Genomic DNA, 19,875 nt, shown 5'->3' with positions numbered 1-19,875 from the left:
TTATGTGGATATTCGATAGAGACTTATGGGGAGAGATTTTGGCCACTTTGGGCAAGAACATTACACGTACCTTTTTGACCATGATAGGTGTCATATTGGCCATGTTGATATTGATTTTATTGTTGGGAGGATCTAATGGTTTGAGCAATGGTTTTAATAAGATATTCGAGGGAACCGCCTCCAATAGTTTGTTCGTATGGAGCCAAAGGACGTCCGAGCCTTATAAAGGTTTTGAAAGGGGCAGGCGTATTCGGTTTAAAATAGAGGATGCCGCCATCATCAAAAAACAAATTCCCGAAATCGACGTGCTCGCTCCGCGTATCGAATTGGGAAGCCATAGGGACGTTGTCACCGTTTATCGCAAAGGACGTAAAAGTGGGTCGACCGTATACGGAGATTATCCTGAAATCGATAACATTACCAAAAAGAAGCTCGTGGAAGGGCGTTTTTTAAACCAGACCGACATCGAAAGCTCTAAAAAGGTATGTGTCATCGGGGAGGAGACTTTTAAACTGCTTTTCGATAAGGGGGAGACCGCCGTGGGCCAAGACATCCGGATTAATGGGGTTTTCTTTAAAGTGGTCGGAATTTACAAACCGAACAACAATATTAATATAGACGGTGAAAATGCGGTATTTATACCCTTCACCACCTTCCAAAAGGCGTTTAACTCCGGCGATCGGATGGGTTGGATGGCCATAGCGGTGAACGAAGATACCAAGGTTCCCGTTGTAGAAAGTAAGATTAAAAAAATACTAAAGGCAAAATATGACATCAGCCCGAAAGACGAGCGCGCCATCGGTAGTTTTGATATGTCGGAGGTTTTTAACGGTATTTCCGCTTTTACCACGGTACTTAAAGGGTTTTCGTTTTTTGTCGGGATTTTCACTTTGCTTGCGGGAGTGATCGCGATAAGCAATATTTTGCTGATAACGGTAAAGGAACGTACGAAGGAAATAGGGGTACGCCGAGCGCTCGGGGCCACACCAAAAGTAGTTAAAAGACAGATTGTGCTTGAAGCTATAGTACTAACGACTTTTGCAGGGCTAATAGGTTTTTCCATCTCGGTAGGTGCATTGGGGCTGATCGGAATTGCGTTGAACGGCGGTGATATACCTATAGAAAACCCCATGATCAACATTCCGCAGTTTACCGTATCCTTTTTACTAATGGTGGCCTTAAGTACGCTAATAGGACTGATTCCGGCCAATAGGGCCGTCAAAATAAAGCCGATCGAGGCATTGCGGGAAGAATAAATATCGAATCAAAAGAAATCATATAAAACTCAAAACCAATACGAATGAACAAATACGTCAAATACGGTTTAATAGGCCTCCTAATATTGGGGTTTTTGTGGGCGGTAACCTTTTTTATTAAAAAGAACACCACTCCTTTAAAACTATACGAAACGGAGGAATTGCAAAAAAGGGATATTGTGAACAAGGTCATCGTAACGGGAAAAGTGATTCCTGAAGATGAAATCAATATTAAACCGCAAATATCCGGTATCATCGATAAAATTTACTTGGAGGAAGGCGAGCAGGTAAAAGAAGGCGACCTTATAGCAACGATCAAAGTGGTTCCGAACGAACAGTCGTTGGCGAGCGCGCGCGGTAGGGTGCGAAATGCCGAAGTAAGCCTTTCGAACGCCAAGTTGGAGTTTGATCGTAACAAGGTCTTGTTTGATAAAGGCGTTGTCGCCAGTCAAGCTTTTAATACCATCAAATTAACATATGACCAGGCAAAGCTAGAGCTGCAAAATGCTCGAAACGATTACCGCATCATCAGGGTCGGGTCGGCCGGTGGTTCGGCAAGTGCCAATACCAACATAAGATCTACGGTTTCAGGGACCATCTTGGAAATCCCCGTAAAAGAGGGAGATCAGGTAATCCAGAGCAATAACTTTAACGACGGCACCACAATAGCTGCCATTGCCGATATGGCCAAAATGATTTTTGAAGGAGAGGTGGATGAGGCCGAGGTAGGCAAGCTACAGTTGGGAATGCCCTTGGAAATCAGCCTTGGTGCACTTGAAAAATCGAATTACTCGGCCAAATTGAAGTTTATTGCCCCCAAGGGAATAGAAGAGGAAGGGGCGGTGCAGTTTAAGATTGAGGGCGATTTGGTTGTCACCGATACCGCTTACGTAAGGGCTGGTTATAGTGCCAATGCCGCTATTGTGTTAGAAGAGAAAAAAGATGTTTTGGCCATTAAGGAGGCCCTTTTGCAGTTTGATAAGGAGACCGAAAAGCCTTATGTGGAGATCGAAGTCGGCGAAAACAAGTTTGAGAAAAGGGAATTGGAACTGGGCGTTAGCGATGGTATCGATGTAGAGGTGATTTCCGGACTTAAAGAAAATGAAAAGATAAAGGTCTGGAACGAACTGGAAAAGGAAGAAGATAACGGAGGGGACTCTTAATACACTTCTTTATGCAACAGAAAGGACATCAATCAAAAACAATCATAAATAGGATTATAATGAAGTACGGAATAGCATTAGCAACACTTCTGTTTTCGATCGGTACGATTACGGGACAGGTAAAAAAATGGACACTGCAGGAATGTGTGGAGTATGCGGTCGAAAATAATTTGACGATTGAACAGTTGGAACTGGATTTAAAAAATATCGAGATCGACAAAGCGGACGCATTGGGCAACTTCTTGCCCACCTTGAGCGCCAACAGCACATTTTCAAGTAATACCGGTTTCTCGATAAATCCCACGAACAACCTTCCTACCAATAGCACCCAGAACAACGTGAGCGCCGGTTTGAATACCAACGTCAATATTTTTAACGGCTTACGGAACCGTTACCAAATGCAAAGGGCAAAATTGAACGCCATAGCGGGCCAATATCGTTTGGACGATATTAAGGACGATATTCGTTTGAACGTGGCAAATGCTTATTTGGACGTGGTTTCGAACAAGGAGTCGTTAAAGGTATCCCAGGCGCAATACGCCGTAACGGAACAAGATTTACAGAGGACAAAGGAATTGGTAGATTCCGGGGTGGTGCCCCGCGGAGATCTTTTACAGATCGAGGCCACCGCTGCAGATCAGGAACAACAGGTCGTAAACGCGGAGGGTAGCGTTCAAATAGCAAAGATCGCTTTGGCGCAATTGCTACAGATTACCGATTATGCCAATTTTGATACCTCTGACCAAACCTTTGAAATACCGCTTTCGGATGTTTTGAACAACGCCCCGGAGACTATTTTTGCAAAAGCGATGGAATTCAGAAATGATATTAAAGTATCGGAATCGAACATCGCATTGGCCGAAAAAGATCTACAAATCTCCAAAGGGGCGTTGTTGCCCTCATTAGGGGCGTTCGCGAACTATGGAACCCGATACTCGGATGTAGCACAGATTCCCGTTGCCGGTTTAGACCCGAACAGTCCGCCACAGTTTTTCACTCCGAATTTTACAGATCAGCTATGGATTTTTGATGGGGTCGCTTACGGCGTGCAATTGAATGTTCCCATTTTTAACGGTTTTAGTACCAGGAACAATATAAAACGTGCCGAAATCGCCGTAGAGCGTGCGAAAGTTCAGTTGGAAGTCGATAAACTTGATTTGGAGGCGGTCATCAACCAAGCTTATGTAAATGTAAAAGCATTTTTTAAAGCTTATGAGGCTGCGGAGAAAACAGTGGAGGCCCGAAGATTGGCCTATAATTACTCCAAGGAACGTTTTGATGTAGGGCTCATGAACGCTTTTGAGTTTAGCCAGGAACAATCCAGACTCGACGATGCGGAAGCGCAGGTGGTCCGCACCAAGTACGACTATATTTTCAGATTAAAGATTTTGGAGTTCTATTTTGGTATTCCGATTAAATTGGACTAACCTATCTTTGTTGCCGATATGGCGTTACTATTGAATTTGGAAACGGCAACTACCAATTGCTCCATAAGCATTGCCGAAGACGGCAGGCTGCTCGCGTTACGCGAACAGAACAGTGCACAATACTCACATGCCGAACAGTTGCATCCGTTCATTGAGGCCGTGATGGATGAGTTAGGGCTTTCCCTTTCCAATTTGGATGCGGTGGCCGTTAGCAAGGGTCCCGGTTCCTACACTGGACTCCGGATAGGGGTTTCGGCGGCCAAAGGACTTTGTTTCGCTTTGGGGATTCCCCTAATATCCGTGGCCACATTGGAAAGTATGGTACAGGAACAAAAGGATGGGGATGCTTCTTTTTTGATCCCACTTTTAGATGCCCGTCGCATGGAAGTATACTCCGCGGTTTTTGATGCGCATGGAAATTGTGTACGCAATACGGAAGCCGAAATTATTACCGAAGCTTCCTTTGCGACCTTTAGTGCACAGGGAAAAGTACTGCTGCTCGGTAGCGGTGCCGAAAAATGTAGGGGAGTGGTTGCGCACGAAAACATCCACATCGATAGTTCCGTGGTGCCTTCCGCAAAAGAAATGGCGGCACTTTCCTACCATAAATGGATGGCGAACGACCTAGAGGACGTCGCTTATTTTGAGCCGTATTACCTAAAGGATTTTGTGCTTCAGGGCAAGGGCAAAAAGGGTTAAGCGGAGGGGGTTTTCATATGCACGTCACGCTGCGGAAACGGTATCTCGATGTCGTTTTCGTCGAAACGATACTTTAACTGTTCCATGACATAAAAATGGGCCGCCCAATAATCTTCGTTCTTTGCCCAAAACCGCAACGTCAGGTTTACGGAGCTATCGCCCAATGCGCCCACATATACTTCCGGCACGGGTTCTTTTAGGATACCCGAATGTGAGGCGCAGATATCCAAAAGCAGCTCTTTTGCCGTTTTAATATTGGAACCGTAGCCGATACCCACATCTATTTTGTTCCTGCGGGTACTTTCAAAGTTATAGTTGATAATGTTGTTATTGCTCAATTGACCATTGGGGATAATGGCGAGCTGGTTGCCGAAGGTGTTCAGCTTGGTGGTGAAAATCGTTATTTCCTTAACGGTACCATCAACACCCTGGGCCGAAATCCAATCCCCTACTTTAAACGGTTTGAACACTAAAATGAGCACACCACCGGCAAAGTTGGAAAGCGAACCTTGTAGGGCCAAACCTATTGCCAAGCCCGCTGCGCCGATAATGGCGACCAAGGAAGACGATTTTACCCCAAGTTGTGTTACCACCAATATAAAGAGAATTATCTTTAGCGCCGCTCCTATAAAACTTTGTAGGAAAGACTCTAAGGTAGGATCATAGTCTTTTTTTTCAAAAAACCGACGTACCATTCGATTGATGAAACGAACAATCCAAAGCCCTACTATAAAAATGACCATGGCCATGATGAGGTTCGGTAATGCCGCCCAAAGCCAATCGATGGCGTTATCGATATGTTCCCTATAATTCGTTATTTCCTCCATAAAACAAAAATTAAAACAACATTAACAACCAGCCTGTTTTTCAAGCTATCTAGTTTTTAGTTGCATATTCCGTGCGTGTAAAGGTAGCCTGCAATTTTGCTAGCGACAAGGGCTTTACCGTTTTGCGTCTTTTTTTTATCGGAAAACGAACATTCGTAAGGAAGAACGGGGGTAAGATCGGCGATTCGTAGGGAAGGGTAAAAATACGTTGTAGGTGCCCTTGCAATACTAGGAGGTCTTCACTCTAATGGAAAAAACTAGGAGGTGATAATCAAAAAACGGGCCCTTGAAAAAGGAACCCGTTTTGGTTTAAGGAACTAAAACAAAAAACAAACTACATTCAGTTCTTTACGATACGAACAATGGCTTCGCCTCTTCGGGCATCGCAACGCCACTCCCCTCCGGCGGTGGAAGGTGGTCTAAGATAGGTGCCTCTAGGCCTACTTTTTACGGCATATTCATCGCCCTGTAGATGTTCCAGAATAAAATAGGTGTCGGGATCGTTGATACTATGGCCTCCATACACCTGAGGTTGGTTTCGTATTGGACCGAAAAACCTGGTGTCCCCTATTGGAGCCCAATTAAATCGAACCGTTTTGGTAATCTTGTCATAAACCAGTTGCATTCGTTCACTTGTTCCGAACGACGTTCCTATGGTATAATAACTCCCCCTTTTTACCCAGGAAAAATTGCTGTTACCACCCAGTTTTATATTTATGGTTCCCGAATCTCGGATTCCATATCTGGTTTTTAAACTGCTTAAAGTAAGTGGGGAAACAGTTCCTTGACACTGCTGTGATCTATTCAGATTGTTTTCCACATAGGTTAATGCATTGTCGTAATTACCTTGAAAAAGCTGTGCGAGAACATCATTGTCCTGTGCCTTAAGCAAATCGTCTCGCAATTTCGCCCAACGATCAATATTGTTGAAACAGCGTTGTTCGTTTCGGAAAGCTTCGGACAGTCTCGGATTTTTACCAGGATATCGGTATGGTTCCAAAAATTGGTAAACCCCCGCAGCCTGATCCGGATTTCTGTTCAAATGAGTGCGTACCCGCTGCACCTCGGTGTTAAATTCAGCTTCACTTTTAATAAAGGCTGGGGCAAAATCGCCGATGTTGGTCCATGATTTAAAAATTTCGGTGGTGTTTTCCAATAAGGACTTTTCTTCCTGTGGGAACCCATACGTGCTTTCTAGATTAAAAAGTGTTTCTATACGATCAGCGGCCAGCTTATTGTATTTTCCTTTGGTCTCCTTTGTTATCGCCGAGCTTTCATAGGAATATAAAAAGTATATCTCGCCCCCAAAAACTTGTTTGGAAACGTAGGAAGCTCCATAAAGGTTGAAAAACTGTGAAAATTGCTCATTATCCAACAGTTGTTTGGCGCGATCATTGTACACTAACTTATCCGTATTACTGACATTGTATTGATAATCATTGAATGCCGCCCTGGCAATAATGTTTACCCTATTGTTTTTGGTTCTGATTTTTCCTCTGAGGTCTTTTATCGTTTTTTTGTACTTAAAAATACCAAGGAAACCGGCATTGACGCGAATTACGTCCCGCACAAAACTTTCAATATCGGAGTCCGACCGAATCACCTTGTAGGATACGGTAACGGGGGCCCTCCCATAGTTGTAACTTTCCCTTAACTCGATATTATCATAGGCAGGTTCGTGCAAACGGTCGATGGAAGGGGTGAAGCCAAAACCGGCCCTATATTTTACGCCGTCCGAACCTCTTACCGTGTAATTTACGGCGGACAGCTTTTCGGTTTCGGAGGTTACTTCCATATCCTCTTTAGTGCAGGAAAAAAATAGTAATAACAGCACCGGGATAATTAATTTATAGTATTTCATAATGGTATGCTTTAGTATTAATCTCTTCTGTTCAATTCATCTTGATACCGGTCCAAGATGGACTGGCCTTCATTGCTTGAGGGTGGTACGGAGTTTTGATGACAGTTGGTGGCATAGCCGATTTGACCATTGCACCTCGCGATTACCGTATTCGCATCATTCCTCAGAACATTGTCCGTGGTATTTTTTCTGATATAGAATAAGCTTGCTTTAACCGCTTTCCATTTTCCCAGATTTTCATAACAACCGAGTTCTTTGTTGAATTCGTTTCTCAAAGTGGTTTTTACATTTGTGCTTACCGACCGTAAACGCTCATCATATGCTGGTTTTAGCACCTTATCATAGGATTTTAAGTTTAACCCTATGGTTGCCGCCCTGCTCTGCCGTTGTCTGATGAACCTTAAAACGGCTTGCTTTTCGGCTTCAAAATCGTCAACATTGGTAATGTTGTTGTTTAGTGGATTATACCCTTTAAGATTGGTGTAAAAACTCCTGTTTATAAGGTTTGCTTTTATGACCTCTTGATCTTCGGGAGATAATCTGCTCTCGCTGTTGGGGTTGTTTATAAAACGTAACAAATCGTTACGTACTTTTGTCTCAAGAGCGGTTTCGCTATTACTGTTATAGTTCGCAACCCTGTAGGTGTAGAAAAAGTAGAGGTCACCACCGAGATCTTGTTTGTCGATGTACATTGGCCCATAGGTGTCAAGAAACTTGTCGGTGTCCCCATCTACCAAAATGGAGATCGCCTCCTCGGTAAACCTGGGAATGCGGCTCGATTGATATCCCTTTGTTTTAAAGCTGATTTTTGCATATACCGAAGCCGTGGTTTCCGTAAGTTTGATTCTTTGATCTACTACCGTTGGACTGATTCCGACAAAAAGCTTCTTAGGAGAATCGTTCTTGATGGTATAATCTTTGACCACGGCCTCAAACTCCCTATGGTTTTTAATAATCTGAATTTCGGAGAGAAATTGTGTTTCCCTACCGTTATCTATTTCGTAGTTAATATCTTCCCTAACGAAAGCCGGTTTGGAAAGGTTATCCGTATTGGGGTTATAACCGGTACCTGCATAAATCGGTTCACCTCTAAGGAAGAAAGACTTGTTGTTACGAAAAGCGGTTTTGGCATTGGCTACCGTGCTTATCGTATCCAAGCTTTGGTGGTCGGTCAAATCTTCAAAGTCCTGCTCTTTTGAACAAGCGGCAAACAGTATTAAGCAGAATGCCAACAGGGTTATTTTTTTCATGATTCTTTTTTTAATGATTTAACATCAAGCGGCATAACAACAATACGATCTTGCTTTCGAGATTCGCCTGAAGCAAGATCGTATGTGTTGTTTTCGCTATCTCTCAATAGCATAAAGCGTACTATGGAAGGCTATTTTATGGTAATTCCTATAAACCTGTTTTTGCGTGGTGCCCTACTTCTTCTACTGCATTCCCTCGCCGCACTTATCTGACTTCTAACCTCGACCAAAGCCTGCGTAGCGCGTCTTCGCATGTCGCTTCTTTTAGATTTTTTTTGTACAGTGGTAAGCCTAGCTTCCAAGGCGGTCCAATCGTCAAGATTTTTATTGCACCTTCCCATTTTGCTAAATTCCGCGCGAAATAGACGATTCAAACGACCTTGGTCCGGTTTGTCCGTAAAAGGGTCTGCGTGCGGTGCAAGGGTCTGTCTATAAGGTTTAAGGTCTAAAGGGTTGGCCCTGGCATGAGCCCTCATTTTGTCTATTTCGTCTTTATATTTACCGTTGAGGAATAGATTGTTGAAGTTGTTTTGAGTAACCAAAAGCGGTGTGTAATTTACGAGGTTTGTAAGTACATATGAATCGACATATGATTTTCTTATGCTGATCGATTCTTTTCTGGTAAGACTTCTTGAGGTGTTGAAGCCAAAGAAATTACGTACCGCAATACCTATACCGTTCTCGTCTATTTCCTCTTCGCCACTTTCATTAACGTCTGATATGAAGTTGAACACATGATATACTTCGATAGCCGATATTTCACTTGTAACCCATGCAGGACCATAATTATCCATAAAGGTATAGACACCGGTTTTGAGGTCTTCTCTGGCTTCTTGAGAAAACCGTGGTCGCTTTTTAAGAACTTCATCTTTTCGAATAGGAATCGTAACACGGCCTATAACGGAAATACTTCTTTGGTTACTTGAAATGTTTTTAGCAAAAAACTCTCGAGCCGAAACGGAAAAACTAACATCGGCAAAAGTTGGAAATTTGCGATTTCCATCTTCTCCAGGTGCGGGTTCCGCAGGGCCTGGTCCTGATGGTGGTTCGGGTAAAGTTGGTGGTGTTTGGGGAACGTCGTTTACGTCAGGTTCCCCAAAAATAATATCCGCTATTGCCCTGCCTTCTTCATAAGTAATGTTGTTGCCACCTCCGGGCACCGAAACAGGGCCTTCAACCGGCGGCCCTGGTCCCACGGGAGGTTCTGGCGATTCACCATTATCTATACCTCCTTCTTCACTCGGTACGTTCACACCGGGATTGGCATCTGCAGGTTGATTGAAACCAAATTCAAAACTATCTTCCCTCGACAGCACATTCTCAATAATTTTTTCGTCATCGACAATAGCGAATTCCAGTCGCGTTCCATTGGGAAAGTTATTTGTCTGAAAAACGCTGCCTAACGGTTTGTCGATTGGGGAATCGTAGGTTTTAAAGGTGAGTTGATTGAAACCATAACCGGCCCTTAAAATTTGGCCATTTGGACCATAACCGCCTATCGCCTTTACCGAATCGATATCTTTGGTGGGTATCATTTCTTCTTCGCTACAGGATGCAAAGCAACACAATGCGAGGAAGGCTACACTTATTCGTTTTCTCATAATGTAAAATTTATATTTAAATCAGTTAATTAATACTCATCTATTTCTTAGGTGTTTGCGTGCTTGCGCAATTGTTTATGGGAATTGCACTTTACGCCGGTACTAGTTTTGTTGTTCACATTAGCTTTAGCGGCAACCAAAATGGGTTTTGCCGACCATAGCACTTGGTTTTTATCTTAGCGGTATTGCTATAACCTTATGCCACCGTAAAGGTTAGCGGAGGGCGGTGTCGAGTTCCTACAATTCTCGGCTTTTCTAATGTTGCTGGCCACTTGCTGTAATGCCCTGGAGGCACGGGCTCTCATATTTTGGTCCTTGGATTTTTTATAAACAATCTCCAATCGTGACTTCAATGTTGACCACTTTTCCAAATTGGATTTGCATTCCAGCGCCTCTCGGTAAGCAGCCCTAAAAATGCGGTTTACCGGACCTTCCGTAGGATTGTCATAAGCTGGGTCGGGATCTACATAGGGTCTAAGGGTTCGTGTCAGCGGAGTCACGTCTTGAGGATATGTATTGGCGTGGTGGATCATGCGTTGTAATTCACGGCGATATCCCCCTTCTTCAAAAAATGAGTTGAACTTGGATAAATCAAATATTCGGGGAGCAAAACGCCTTAAGGAAGAAGTAACTTCTTGACTGGCGATACTTTTCCGCAACAATATTTTTTCATCTCTGGTAACCCTGCGTTCAACCTCCAAATTAAAGAACGGTTTAAAGGCAAAACCGAGAAGCGTTTCGGTTTCAAATCGTTCTTGGTCACTAAGATTGGATAAATCAAAATTGAAAACATGCAATACTTCGATGGCCCCTACTTCAGAGGATACCCAGGCGGCACCATACTTATTGGTAAAGTTTTCCGGTCCGGAAGCAAGAACCGCTTTAGCTTCATCCGATAAAATTGGTCGTGAACCTAGTATTTCATGTTTTTGAATAGGAATTGTTGCTCTTACGATTATTGTTTCACTGGAGCTGTTAGAAGCAATGCTACGGGTCAAGGTTTCCCGAGAGCTAAAATTAAAGGCGAAAGCTGTTGCAATCGGCCCAATGGTCGGGCCCGCAATTTCCAAGTTTACACCAAAACCTTCATTACGTGTAAGCACCCTTTCTATCACCTTCTCGTCCTTCACCCTTTCATAAACGATTTCGGTACCCTTCGGAAAGTTGTTGGTTCGAAAAATACGTTTTCTTGGATTTTTTAACGGGGTATCAAAATCCTCTCCAGTGAGCACATTAAAGCCGTAACCGGCCTTTAAAATTCCATTTCCGTAAGAAATTGCCTTTATGGCATCTTCGGAGGTAACCGTATCTTCCAATACTACTGCTTCTTCTTGTTTTTCACAGGAAAAAAGGAGAAAGAGTACTATAATCAATGTTATACTATTTTTCATCTTTAAGAGGAGTTTAACGTATTCCGGCCAAAGTTAAATGACGGTTGCCATCAGGGATTGCCGATTTGTACACTCCTTTATCCAAAGACGATTTTATTTTTTTTGAAATTGCCATATCGCCCTATATCAGTACAATACGGCTCTTACGGGGTGGATTATTATCTGTTATTTTTGGGAAATTTTGCCGATGTTTTTACCAAAAGGAAACTGTTTTTGATCAAAACCGGGCGTAATCTGGAATTTTGAAATATGAGGTTCAGCGCAGGAAGGAGGACTGTAGAAGCATGAAAAACAAAGATGGGTAAGGCCTCGTTGTGAAGTCTGGTGAAGAACCTAATAGTAGGTATAACAAAGCGCAAAAAAAAAGCGCCGTATTGCTACGGCGCCAAAACGTATCCTTAAGGTGGAATTACTTTACTTCAAAGGTAATCTTTACATTAACTCTGAATTCTTTTACCTCTCCATCGTCGACCATTGCGCTTTGTTCGTTTACATAGACCGAGCGAATGTTCTTTACCGATTTAGAAGCTTGTGAAACTGCTTTTTTTGTGGCGTCTTCCCAACTTTTGTCCGAATTTGCCAATACTTCTATTACTTTTAAAATTGCCATAATTAGTGTTTTATATTTCCTACAAGTTAGCAAATAAAATTTGAAACACCTCTTGAAATTAACGATGGGGCCACTAATGTTCGACTTCTCCGGCCTATCCGTTCAGCGCAACTACCTCGTTTACCTTATCGCCCATCATGTTTTTGAGCATGGTTTCAATGCCATTTTTAAGGGTAAAGGTCGAAGAGGGGCATCCGCTACAGGCACCTTGCAAGATGACATTTACCTTTTTGCTTTCCGCCTCATAGGATTTAAAAAGGATGTTGCCCCCATCACTGGCAACGGCGGGCTTTACGTATTCTTCCAAAATATCGATGATCTGTTTGGAGGTATCGTCCAGGTTTTCCTGTTGTTTTAGGGCGGCCGGGGCGTCTTTTGTCTTTTGTACAATACTTTGGGTAGATGCTACTTCTTTACCATCGGCAATAAAGTTGCGGATGTGTTCGCGAAGTTGCTGGGTGATCTCGTCCCATTCCGCTACTTCGAACTTCATTACCGAAACATAGTTTTCGTCAAAAAAGACCTCTTTTACAAAGGGGAAGTGGAACAGCTCCTTGGCCAAAAGGGAATTTTTGGCCTCATCAATGTTTTTATACTCCAGTGCCGTGGGCACGATACGTCGGCTTGCTACAAATTTCATCACCGATGGGTTCGGGGTTACCTCCGCATAAACGGTAACGGCAACTTTCGTGGTCGTTTTTACTTCTTCCACCACTATGGGTTCCCCAGAGTTCAGGTATTCCACTAACTGTTGGGCGACCTCGTCCTTTACATCGTCCCACGAAACAATATCGAAACGTTCCAATGCAATGAAATTCCCGGAAATATAGACCGTTTTAATAAAGGGAAGGTAGAAGAGTTGTTGGGCCAACGGGGCATTTTTGGCCTCGTCTATATTGTTGTACTCATAGCTTTGGTGCTCCGTTAAAAAGTGATTGGTCTCAAATTTTAAAATGGCCGGGTTGTTCGTTTCCTTTACGGTAATATTATAATCTTTCATTGCCAATAGTTTTGCCACAAAAATACAATCATTTTGCAAGGTAGTCTCTATATAATAATGTAACAATTCAGGCGTTATACTTTATATTTAGGCGACCTTTACTCCCAAAACGGTAAAATGAAAAAGCAGTTACTAGTATTGCTTTCTGTGTTAAGCTTTGGTTATCAGGCAACTGCTCAGGAAGGTATTCCCGTTTATTTTGATTATTTGGCGGACAATTACTATTTGGTATACCCCTCTATGGCAGGTATTAGCCCAGGTGGTAAAATCCGTGCTACCATACGACAGCAATGGTTCGACGTTCGGGACGCACCCAACCTACAGACACTCAATGCCAACTTCCGCCTTGGTGAAAGCAACAGCGGATTGGGAATGATCATTTTTAACGACGCCAACGGCTACCATGCCCAAACCGGTGTAAAATTGACCTATGCATACCATCTAAAAATGGGCGGGGACGGTCGTTACCTGAACCAACTTTCCTTTGGGCTAAGCCCCACGTATTTACAAAGTAGTTTGGATGAAAGCGAGTTTTTGTCTCCCGGTGGTGTGGATGATCCCGCAATCGTGGGTAGCAAAATAAGCGAGCCCTATTATAATGTGGATATTGGTATGTCCTACAGTCTAATGGAATTTTATGCCCATGTAGCGGCCTTGAACGTGTTGAGCGGTGCAGAGCGACAGCTTTACCGAACCGGCAGGCAAGATATTGGAAATATCAATTTTATCGATAATGTAAGACGGTTTCTTTTTTCCGTCGGTTATGTTTTCGGAAGAAATGCAGTTCAGATCGAACCTTCGGTACTTTTTCAATTGACCGATTTTACCAAAGAGAAAACCATCGACTTTAATGCGAAGGTATATAAGGATGTCGATTTTGGAAGAATTTGGGGCGGACTCTCTTACCGTCGTGGGTTTGATGCTGCGGTAGTGGTTCAAGGAGATAGCTTTACAGAACCCCAATTACAGTTGATTACACCGATTATAGGGGCCAATTTTAAAAACTTTATGGTGTCGTACAATTATTCTTATCAGTCCGGGGATTTTCGGGTATCGAACGGTGGCTTTCACCAGATTACCTTGGGATACGACTTTGGGCAGGCCGAGCGAAAGTATGATTGTTATTGTCCTGCGGCACAATAAACCAAATCCGTGCCGTTTCTATTTTAAACCCTCGCTTAGCGGGTGATAATCGTTAAAAAGACCGACAACCAAGTGTATGGGCAATAACGCATTTTTGTTCCGAGGTTATGAAAAAAAACACCAAAATATTCTGGACCGTAGTTAGTGCCTTGCTTCTGGTACTTGCCTGTACAAAAGAGGTGACCCTTTTCACAGAGGTAGAATTCTCTTTGCTGGAACAACGTACTTCCCAAGGCTTTGTAAACCAACAATTGCAAACGACACTAACTGTGGTACCCGAAGCCGAGCTGGAGGGCTATACCTATTCGTTTACGTATGAAATTCTGCAGGGCAACGGGCGCTTTGAAAACGCCAATGGGGCGGTTTTAAACAGTGGTAACGCCATACCATTTTCTCCTTTTTCCGCTTCGGTAAACTATGTAGGCCAAGAAGCGGGAATACATCGGGTCCGAATCGTGGGCTCGGACAATTTTGGGTTTACCGAAGAACTCGAAATTACATATGATCTTGAAGAGATTCCCGTCACCTGGGCGGCTACCAGTGCGTCTAATCAAATACAACTTGGGCAGGATGCGGTTATCAACCTGACCTTTGCTACACCGGAAAATAATACCGGTGCCACCTACGAAGCGGCATACCAACTTTCTGGGGGCAATGCCAGCATCACTGCGGTGCCGACGGATGGCTACGCGCCTACCACCAACTTTGAACCCATTGCACAGGGCACCTATCAACTTAACCTTTCCGACACAGAGTTGGGCACCTTGGAAATTGTGTTTTTGTTAAGGGATAACAATGGAGGTGATTTTGAAACCGCTTTGGTGTTCGAGATAGTCACCGTTGTGGAGGTCGTTTCCCTCAGTCTTGGGGAATGTGAAACGTTAACTATGATAGTAGGAGAAACCACTTCGTGTCCCGTAACGTTTACGCCTTCAAATACTACGGACCAAGGAGTCACCTGGAGTTCCGACAATCCCGGTATAGTAGCGGTGGATGGACAAGGAGTGTTTACGGCAATTGCTCCGGGATCGGCAACGGTAACCGTGACCGCGACTTCGAATCCGACAATAACGACATCGGTTACGATTACGGTAAGCGACGAAGCGGAAATACCGGTCACGGGCATTGCCGTAGCACAAGAAGACCCATCGGATAACGACGCTATACGGCAATTGATTGCCACGGTATTGCCCACCAATGCGTCAAATACAAACGTTACCTGGAGCTCGGAAGATACCAGTATCGCTACGGTGGATGCGAATGGGCTGTTAACAGGTGTAGCGGCAGGTACGGTGACCATTACGGCAACCTCGGTGTCCGATCCGGAAATTAGCGGCAGTATCGAGGTGGTCATCAGTGGTAGCCCGGAGCCCAACGGTACCGATATTACGGCCTTTAGTCTGCCCTCCCAGAACGATTCCGATATTGACGCGGTCAACCACGAAGTGACGGTCAGTGTACCTCAGGGGACCAATCTAAACGTAGCGCCGAATACCCTCTCCCTTTCCCCTGGTGCTTCTGTAGCCCCGGATGCCAGCGAAGTACGAAACTTTAACAATCCGATTACATATACGGTCACTGCGGCGAACGGAGATCAAGAGGTTTGGACGGTCAATGTGACAGAGGCCGCCAGTTCGGAGAAAACAATAACCTCTTTTGTTATAGACGGTGTAGCGGGAACCATTACCGGTTTTGATATCGCGATAACGTTACCTTCTGGTACCGATGTTACAGCGTTGTCGCCGAACGTTGTTCATACAGGAGTGTCCTTAAGTCCAGAATCCGGAACATCGCAGGATTTTTCAACCCCAAGGGCATATACCGTTACCGCCCAGGACGGTTCTACTAGAGGATATCTCGTTACCGTCACTCTTGAAGCCGCGACCAACCAGGCTCCGACTGCAATAGCCAGTTCGGATGTTACAAGCGGTCCCGCATCGCTGACTGTTGATTTCACCGGTGACCAGTCTTCGGACCCAGACGCAGGGGATACATTGAGCTACCTTTGGAACTTTGACGATAACGGAAATTCGAGTATTTCGGCCAACCCTCAATATACATTCAATACTCCAGGAACCTACAACGTAGTGCTGACGGTTACCGACAACGGTAATCCCCAGCTTAGTAATTCGCAACAATTAACTATTACCGTAAGTACTGGTGCCGCTTTAGATGCGATTAACGATGAATATACGTTTTTAACGGTCGACCAAGAGACTACTTTTGACCTTTTTGTCTTGAATAATGATATAGATCCTGGAGCTGATGGTACTCCTAGGGTTTACGTTACTTCGTATACGCAACCCAGTAGTGGGTCAGTATTGTTAGAGCCATCAACTCTAGGCTTGCTTAGGTATACTATAGATGCCGCTACTCCCGTGGGCATATATACATTTGAATACAGTATCGAGGATGTCGACGGTGGAACCGATACCGCAATGGTGACCATTACGCTTACGGCGGCCAACCAAAATCCGACTGCACGGCCCGAGAGCGTTCTGAGTATTACGGACGGCGCACCGGATACCTTGAATTTTACCGGAGTGAATTCGTTCGATGATGATCCTGGCGATACTATTGAAGAGTACCGATGGGACTTCGGCGATCCAGGCTCTGGCATCGATAATACTTTTGTGTCTGATTCGCCTACGGCATCACATGAGTATGTTACGGCCGGTAGTTATACGGTTACACTTACCGTAGTTGATAATAGAGGAGGTGTTAGCGATCCAGTAGCCTTAACAGTTACGGTATCCCCACCGAATACAGGGCCTACCGCGGTCAATGACGATTATGAGTTTAATACTGTTGGTGGTCAGGATACGTTTACGCTAAATGTCACCTCAAATGATAACGATCCAGATAATGACCCTCTGACGGTCACTACATTTACACAGCCCTCATCTGGTACGATTGCAAGACAATCACCGGGAAGTAATGTTTTGGAGTTTACTATTAACCCTAGTTTTGATAGTCCTGGCTTTTATAGTTTTTCCTACACCATAACGGATGGGAATGCAACTTCAACAGCAACGGTCGAGGTAACTTTGGTTACCGAATGTCCAACGGGGCAGCAATTGTGTTTTGGTCCTAATGGTCCGGAATGTAGGCCATTGACCGATCCTAATGGAAGTCCTTTAATCTGTCCGAATTAATGATAAAAACAGGCCTATTTCCTAAATTGCGGAAAATAGACCTGCTTACCAACATCGACCTGATACCTGCCTTACCCCTCCCAAGGAGGCAGGTAATACCATTTTGACTTTGAAATGGTACGTATAAAAATTGAATTATTTTTTAGTTGTTCAAGGCAAAAAATCTAAGCATAGCCATAGCTACGGTTCTATTTTTTAACGAAGAACAGCTAAAAAAGAAACGATTTATTAGTGCTATTTCAAAGTTAAAATGGTATAACAGGTTTCTATAAATATTATTGGTCGTCCTTGTCCCATTTGTAATTTTTACGTTCGGCCTGTTTTACTATGGCCCGTAGCATTGCATTCTCCAGTTCACCAGTGGAGGCTTCCTTTTGATTTTTGGCGATATAGGCATTACGCTTTTCGTTCATTTCCTGTATTTCTTCTTGGATTTTTATTCGTTCCGCTTTTTTGGCTGCGATATAGGCTTTTATCTCGGCTTCCGTTTTGTTTTGAAGTGCCTTGGGCAGTTTTTCTTCGGGTAGGTCGGAAAGCACCTCTTCATCATCCGATACGGCATCTACCAAATCCCACGAAGTATTTTTATAAAGCCCGGAGCTTTTGCTTACCGCTCTTTTAATGGCTACCGCATCTTCCATTTCCATGGCATTTTGATCTTGAACGGCCTGTTTTCTCATCCTTTCCTGTCCACTAGTACCATAGGAAACGTAAGTGCCGTTAAGCCTGGTGTTCAGTTTGATGATGATTTCGTCATAAGGCGTATCGATATGGACTACCTTTCTATTGTGGTCTATGGCCATATATTCGCCCCCGGTTAGGTTTGCCCCGCTTTTCCAATCGGTCTGTACGCCTTGTTCGTAATTCCCACAAAATATGGTGTTCACCACCACATCCTTTTCTTTGGCATTGGAAATGGCATCCCGATAATCCAGTTTTCCCTGACTGAATGGTTCGTTACCGGCAATAAATATCATTTTTAGATTGTCCGGATTTTTTCCCCATTCCAATTGTCTCAAAGACGTCTGTATCACTTCGCCGCAATACTCCTCACCGCCATTGGTGGTCAGGGAGAACAACTTTTCCGAAATCTCGTCCAAGTCGTTGCTGAAACCCAATACCTGTTGTATGTAGCCTTCTTTTGAAGAAAGATTGTCGTTTCCGTATTGGTACAAGGCTATTTCCAGTTTTGGTCGAACCTGATTTCCGCATTTGGCGTGGGTAAACTTGTTTACTACATCCCATAACTGGGCCTTCGCCTGGTTGATCAGGCCGTCCATGCTGTTACTGGTGTCCAATAACAGCGCTATTTTTACGGTGTTGTTATCCGCCTTATCGGTCTCTTCGGTGATTTTTGAGCTTTTGGCGATCAAAACAGGTTTTGTTTCTTTTTTTGCTATGGTTTCGCAGCCGTAAACGCTGGTAAGACCAAAGGACACTATGGCAAGTGCCAAAATGTAATGTGAATGTTTCATAGTTTTAAAATTTAATTTCGATGAAGTAATGTTCGTAGTTTTTGAATGGTCAAAAGACCGATATAAGCTGCCAATAGTATAAAAGTGAACAAAGCCATCAACATCAAATAAGTTTCAATGGTCCATTCCAATGCCACTTTTACACGTTGCAGTATTCCTATTTTAAGGGCCTTTGTTTCGTTAAGGGTGAACTTTACGGTGCAGAATTCGTTTTCATCGTCGAAATTTCCAAGACTCACCCCTAGTTCTTGCAACTGTTGTTCTATTTCAAGGATTCGATTTTCGAGCTGCATGTATTCATCTATCCGACCACCTTTTGCCTTTAGGCCGATGAGCGATGCACGTATTTTTTCGAGCGAAGCCTTTTTGGCATTGAGTTCCTTATATTCATTGGTTTTGTCCTTTTTTGTAATCTGTTTCGACTGTACGGTTCCTATGGTGGTCAGGGAAGCATACAATCGATCGAAATTTTCGGGCGGTACGCCGATAACAAGCTTCAGGTTCCGCCGTCCATCATTACCGTTCTTATTTTCGAACTGGATAAGCCCCTCGTATGTTTTGATACTTTCCCTTAGTTCGTTCTCATGATCCGTAAATTGGGACGAATGGGAAGCGATGTCCGCAATTTTCTCATATTTCTGGTCGATTTGACCGGACGTGGGGCTTTGATTTCCTTGGTACTTTATAGAAGCGTAGTTTTTGCGGTGCTCGGTACCAACGGCCTGGGGGATGCTGTTTTCCATAAAGGGACCGGGTACGGGAACCGATCGATATCCATATACCAGACGAAAGGTAAAAAGGGCCAAGAATCCCATAACGAATAAAAGAACTACTTTTTTAATATGTTTTTTTGATGGTGCGGGCATTGTTTTATTTGTTTTGATAATGAACTCATTTATACGGCTAAACTAGTGGTCAAAAAGTGGTTGGAAAACGAGAAATGAGGGAAGTGTACTTTTGGGTTAGGGAAATGGTCCATTGCGTTCCGGAAGTCGTCAAAAAGCCTAATTTTAGGAC

15 protein-coding genes are annotated in these 19,875 nt (G+C 43.8%); 6 read left to right on the top strand and 9 right to left on the bottom strand.

Going from position 1 to position 19,875, the window contains the following annotated elements:
• Positions 1–2 precede the first annotated feature (2 nt).
• From ACRD7P_RS06215 to tsaB, 4 genes are read left to right on the top strand one after another with little or no spacing between them, the layout of a single operon-like run.
• Positions 3–1,256, top strand: a complete 1,254-nt coding sequence (locus tag ACRD7P_RS06215; RefSeq protein ID WP_430906663.1) for an ABC transporter permease — start codon at positions 3–5, stop codon at positions 1,254–1,256.
• A gap of 44 nt (positions 1,257–1,300) precedes the next feature.
• The gene (locus ACRD7P_RS06210) at positions 1,301–2,419 is read left to right on the top strand and encodes an efflux RND transporter periplasmic adaptor subunit (RefSeq protein WP_430906662.1); all 1,119 of its coding nucleotides are present in this window, start codon (positions 1,301–1,303) and stop codon (positions 2,417–2,419) included.
• A gap of 59 nt (positions 2,420–2,478) precedes the next feature.
• Positions 2,479–3,846 (top strand): TolC family protein, encoded by a 1,368-nt coding sequence (locus ACRD7P_RS06205; protein ID WP_430906661.1) that lies wholly within the window; start codon positions 2,479–2,481, stop codon positions 3,844–3,846.
• An 18-nt stretch (positions 3,847–3,864) separates the two neighbouring features.
• Entirely contained in the window at positions 3,865–4,545 is a 681-nt protein-coding gene (gene tsaB / locus ACRD7P_RS06200) for a tRNA (adenosine(37)-N6)-threonylcarbamoyltransferase complex dimerization subunit type 1 TsaB (RefSeq protein WP_430906660.1), read from the top strand.
• Here tsaB and ACRD7P_RS06195 read toward each other — a convergent pair.
• The 7 genes from ACRD7P_RS06195 to ACRD7P_RS06165 form a co-directional block, all read right to left on the bottom strand.
• Positions 4,542–5,372 (bottom strand): mechanosensitive ion channel family protein, encoded by an 831-nt coding sequence (locus tag ACRD7P_RS06195; protein WP_430906659.1) that lies wholly within the window; start codon positions 5,370–5,372, stop codon positions 4,542–4,544. The genes tsaB and ACRD7P_RS06195 overlap by 4 nt on opposite strands.
• Before the next feature lie 340 nt (positions 5,373–5,712).
• The gene (locus ACRD7P_RS06190; RefSeq protein WP_430906658.1) at positions 5,713–7,233 is read right to left on the bottom strand and encodes a hypothetical protein; all 1,521 of its coding nucleotides are present in this window, start codon (positions 7,231–7,233) and stop codon (positions 5,713–5,715) included.
• 17 nt (positions 7,234–7,250) lie between these two features.
• Entirely contained in the window at positions 7,251–8,483 is a 1,233-nt protein-coding gene (locus ACRD7P_RS06185; RefSeq protein ID WP_430906657.1) for a hypothetical protein, read from the bottom strand.
• Between the two features lie 131 nt (positions 8,484–8,614).
• Positions 8,615–10,084: a hypothetical protein gene (locus tag ACRD7P_RS06180; protein ID WP_430906656.1), complete on the bottom strand. Its 1,470-nt coding sequence runs from the start codon at positions 10,082–10,084 to the stop codon at positions 8,615–8,617.
• A gap of 188 nt (positions 10,085–10,272) precedes the next feature.
• Positions 10,273–11,475, bottom strand: coding sequence for a hypothetical protein (locus tag ACRD7P_RS06175; RefSeq protein ID WP_430906655.1), 1,203 nt, complete (start codon positions 11,473–11,475; stop codon positions 10,273–10,275).
• Positions 11,476–11,884: 409 nt separating this feature from the next.
• The gene (locus ACRD7P_RS06170; protein ID WP_430906654.1) at positions 11,885–12,085 is read right to left on the bottom strand and encodes a dodecin family protein; all 201 of its coding nucleotides are present in this window, start codon (positions 12,083–12,085) and stop codon (positions 11,885–11,887) included.
• A 94-nt stretch (positions 12,086–12,179) separates the two neighbouring features.
• On the bottom strand, positions 12,180–13,085 hold the full coding sequence (locus ACRD7P_RS06165) for a NifU family protein (protein ID WP_430906653.1): 906 nt from the start codon (positions 13,083–13,085) through the stop codon (positions 12,180–12,182).
• Positions 13,086–13,202: 117 nt separating this feature from the next.
• On the opposite strand from ACRD7P_RS06165, the gene ACRD7P_RS06160 reads away from it, so the two are divergent.
• Both ACRD7P_RS06160 and ACRD7P_RS06155 read left to right on the top strand, forming a co-directional pair.
• Positions 13,203–14,228 (top strand): PorP/SprF family type IX secretion system membrane protein, encoded by a 1,026-nt coding sequence (locus ACRD7P_RS06160; protein WP_430906652.1) that lies wholly within the window; start codon positions 13,203–13,205, stop codon positions 14,226–14,228.
• A 107-nt stretch (positions 14,229–14,335) separates the two neighbouring features.
• Positions 14,336–17,383, top strand: coding sequence for an Ig-like domain-containing protein (locus tag ACRD7P_RS06155; protein ID WP_430906651.1), 3,048 nt, complete (start codon positions 14,336–14,338; stop codon positions 17,381–17,383).
• A gap of 275 nt (positions 17,384–17,658) precedes the next feature.
• Here ACRD7P_RS06155 and ACRD7P_RS06150 read toward each other — a convergent pair whose 3' ends face one another.
• Both ACRD7P_RS06150 and ACRD7P_RS06145 read right to left on the bottom strand, forming a co-directional pair.
• Positions 17,659–18,858: a vWA domain-containing protein gene (locus tag ACRD7P_RS06150; protein WP_430906650.1), complete on the bottom strand. Its 1,200-nt coding sequence runs from the start codon at positions 18,856–18,858 to the stop codon at positions 17,659–17,661.
• 11 nt (positions 18,859–18,869) lie between these two features.
• The gene (locus ACRD7P_RS06145; RefSeq protein WP_430906649.1) at positions 18,870–19,724 is read right to left on the bottom strand and encodes a DUF4349 domain-containing protein; all 855 of its coding nucleotides are present in this window, start codon (positions 19,722–19,724) and stop codon (positions 18,870–18,872) included.
• Between the last annotated feature and the right edge of the window lie 151 nt (positions 19,725–19,875).

Source organism: Maribacter sp. 2-571, assembly GCF_050589625.1.
Lineage (GTDB): Bacteria > Bacteroidota > Bacteroidia > Flavobacteriales > Flavobacteriaceae > Pelagihabitans.
The sequence above is the reverse complement of the archived record's forward strand: the minus strand, read 5'-3'. Positions and strand labels throughout refer to the sequence as shown.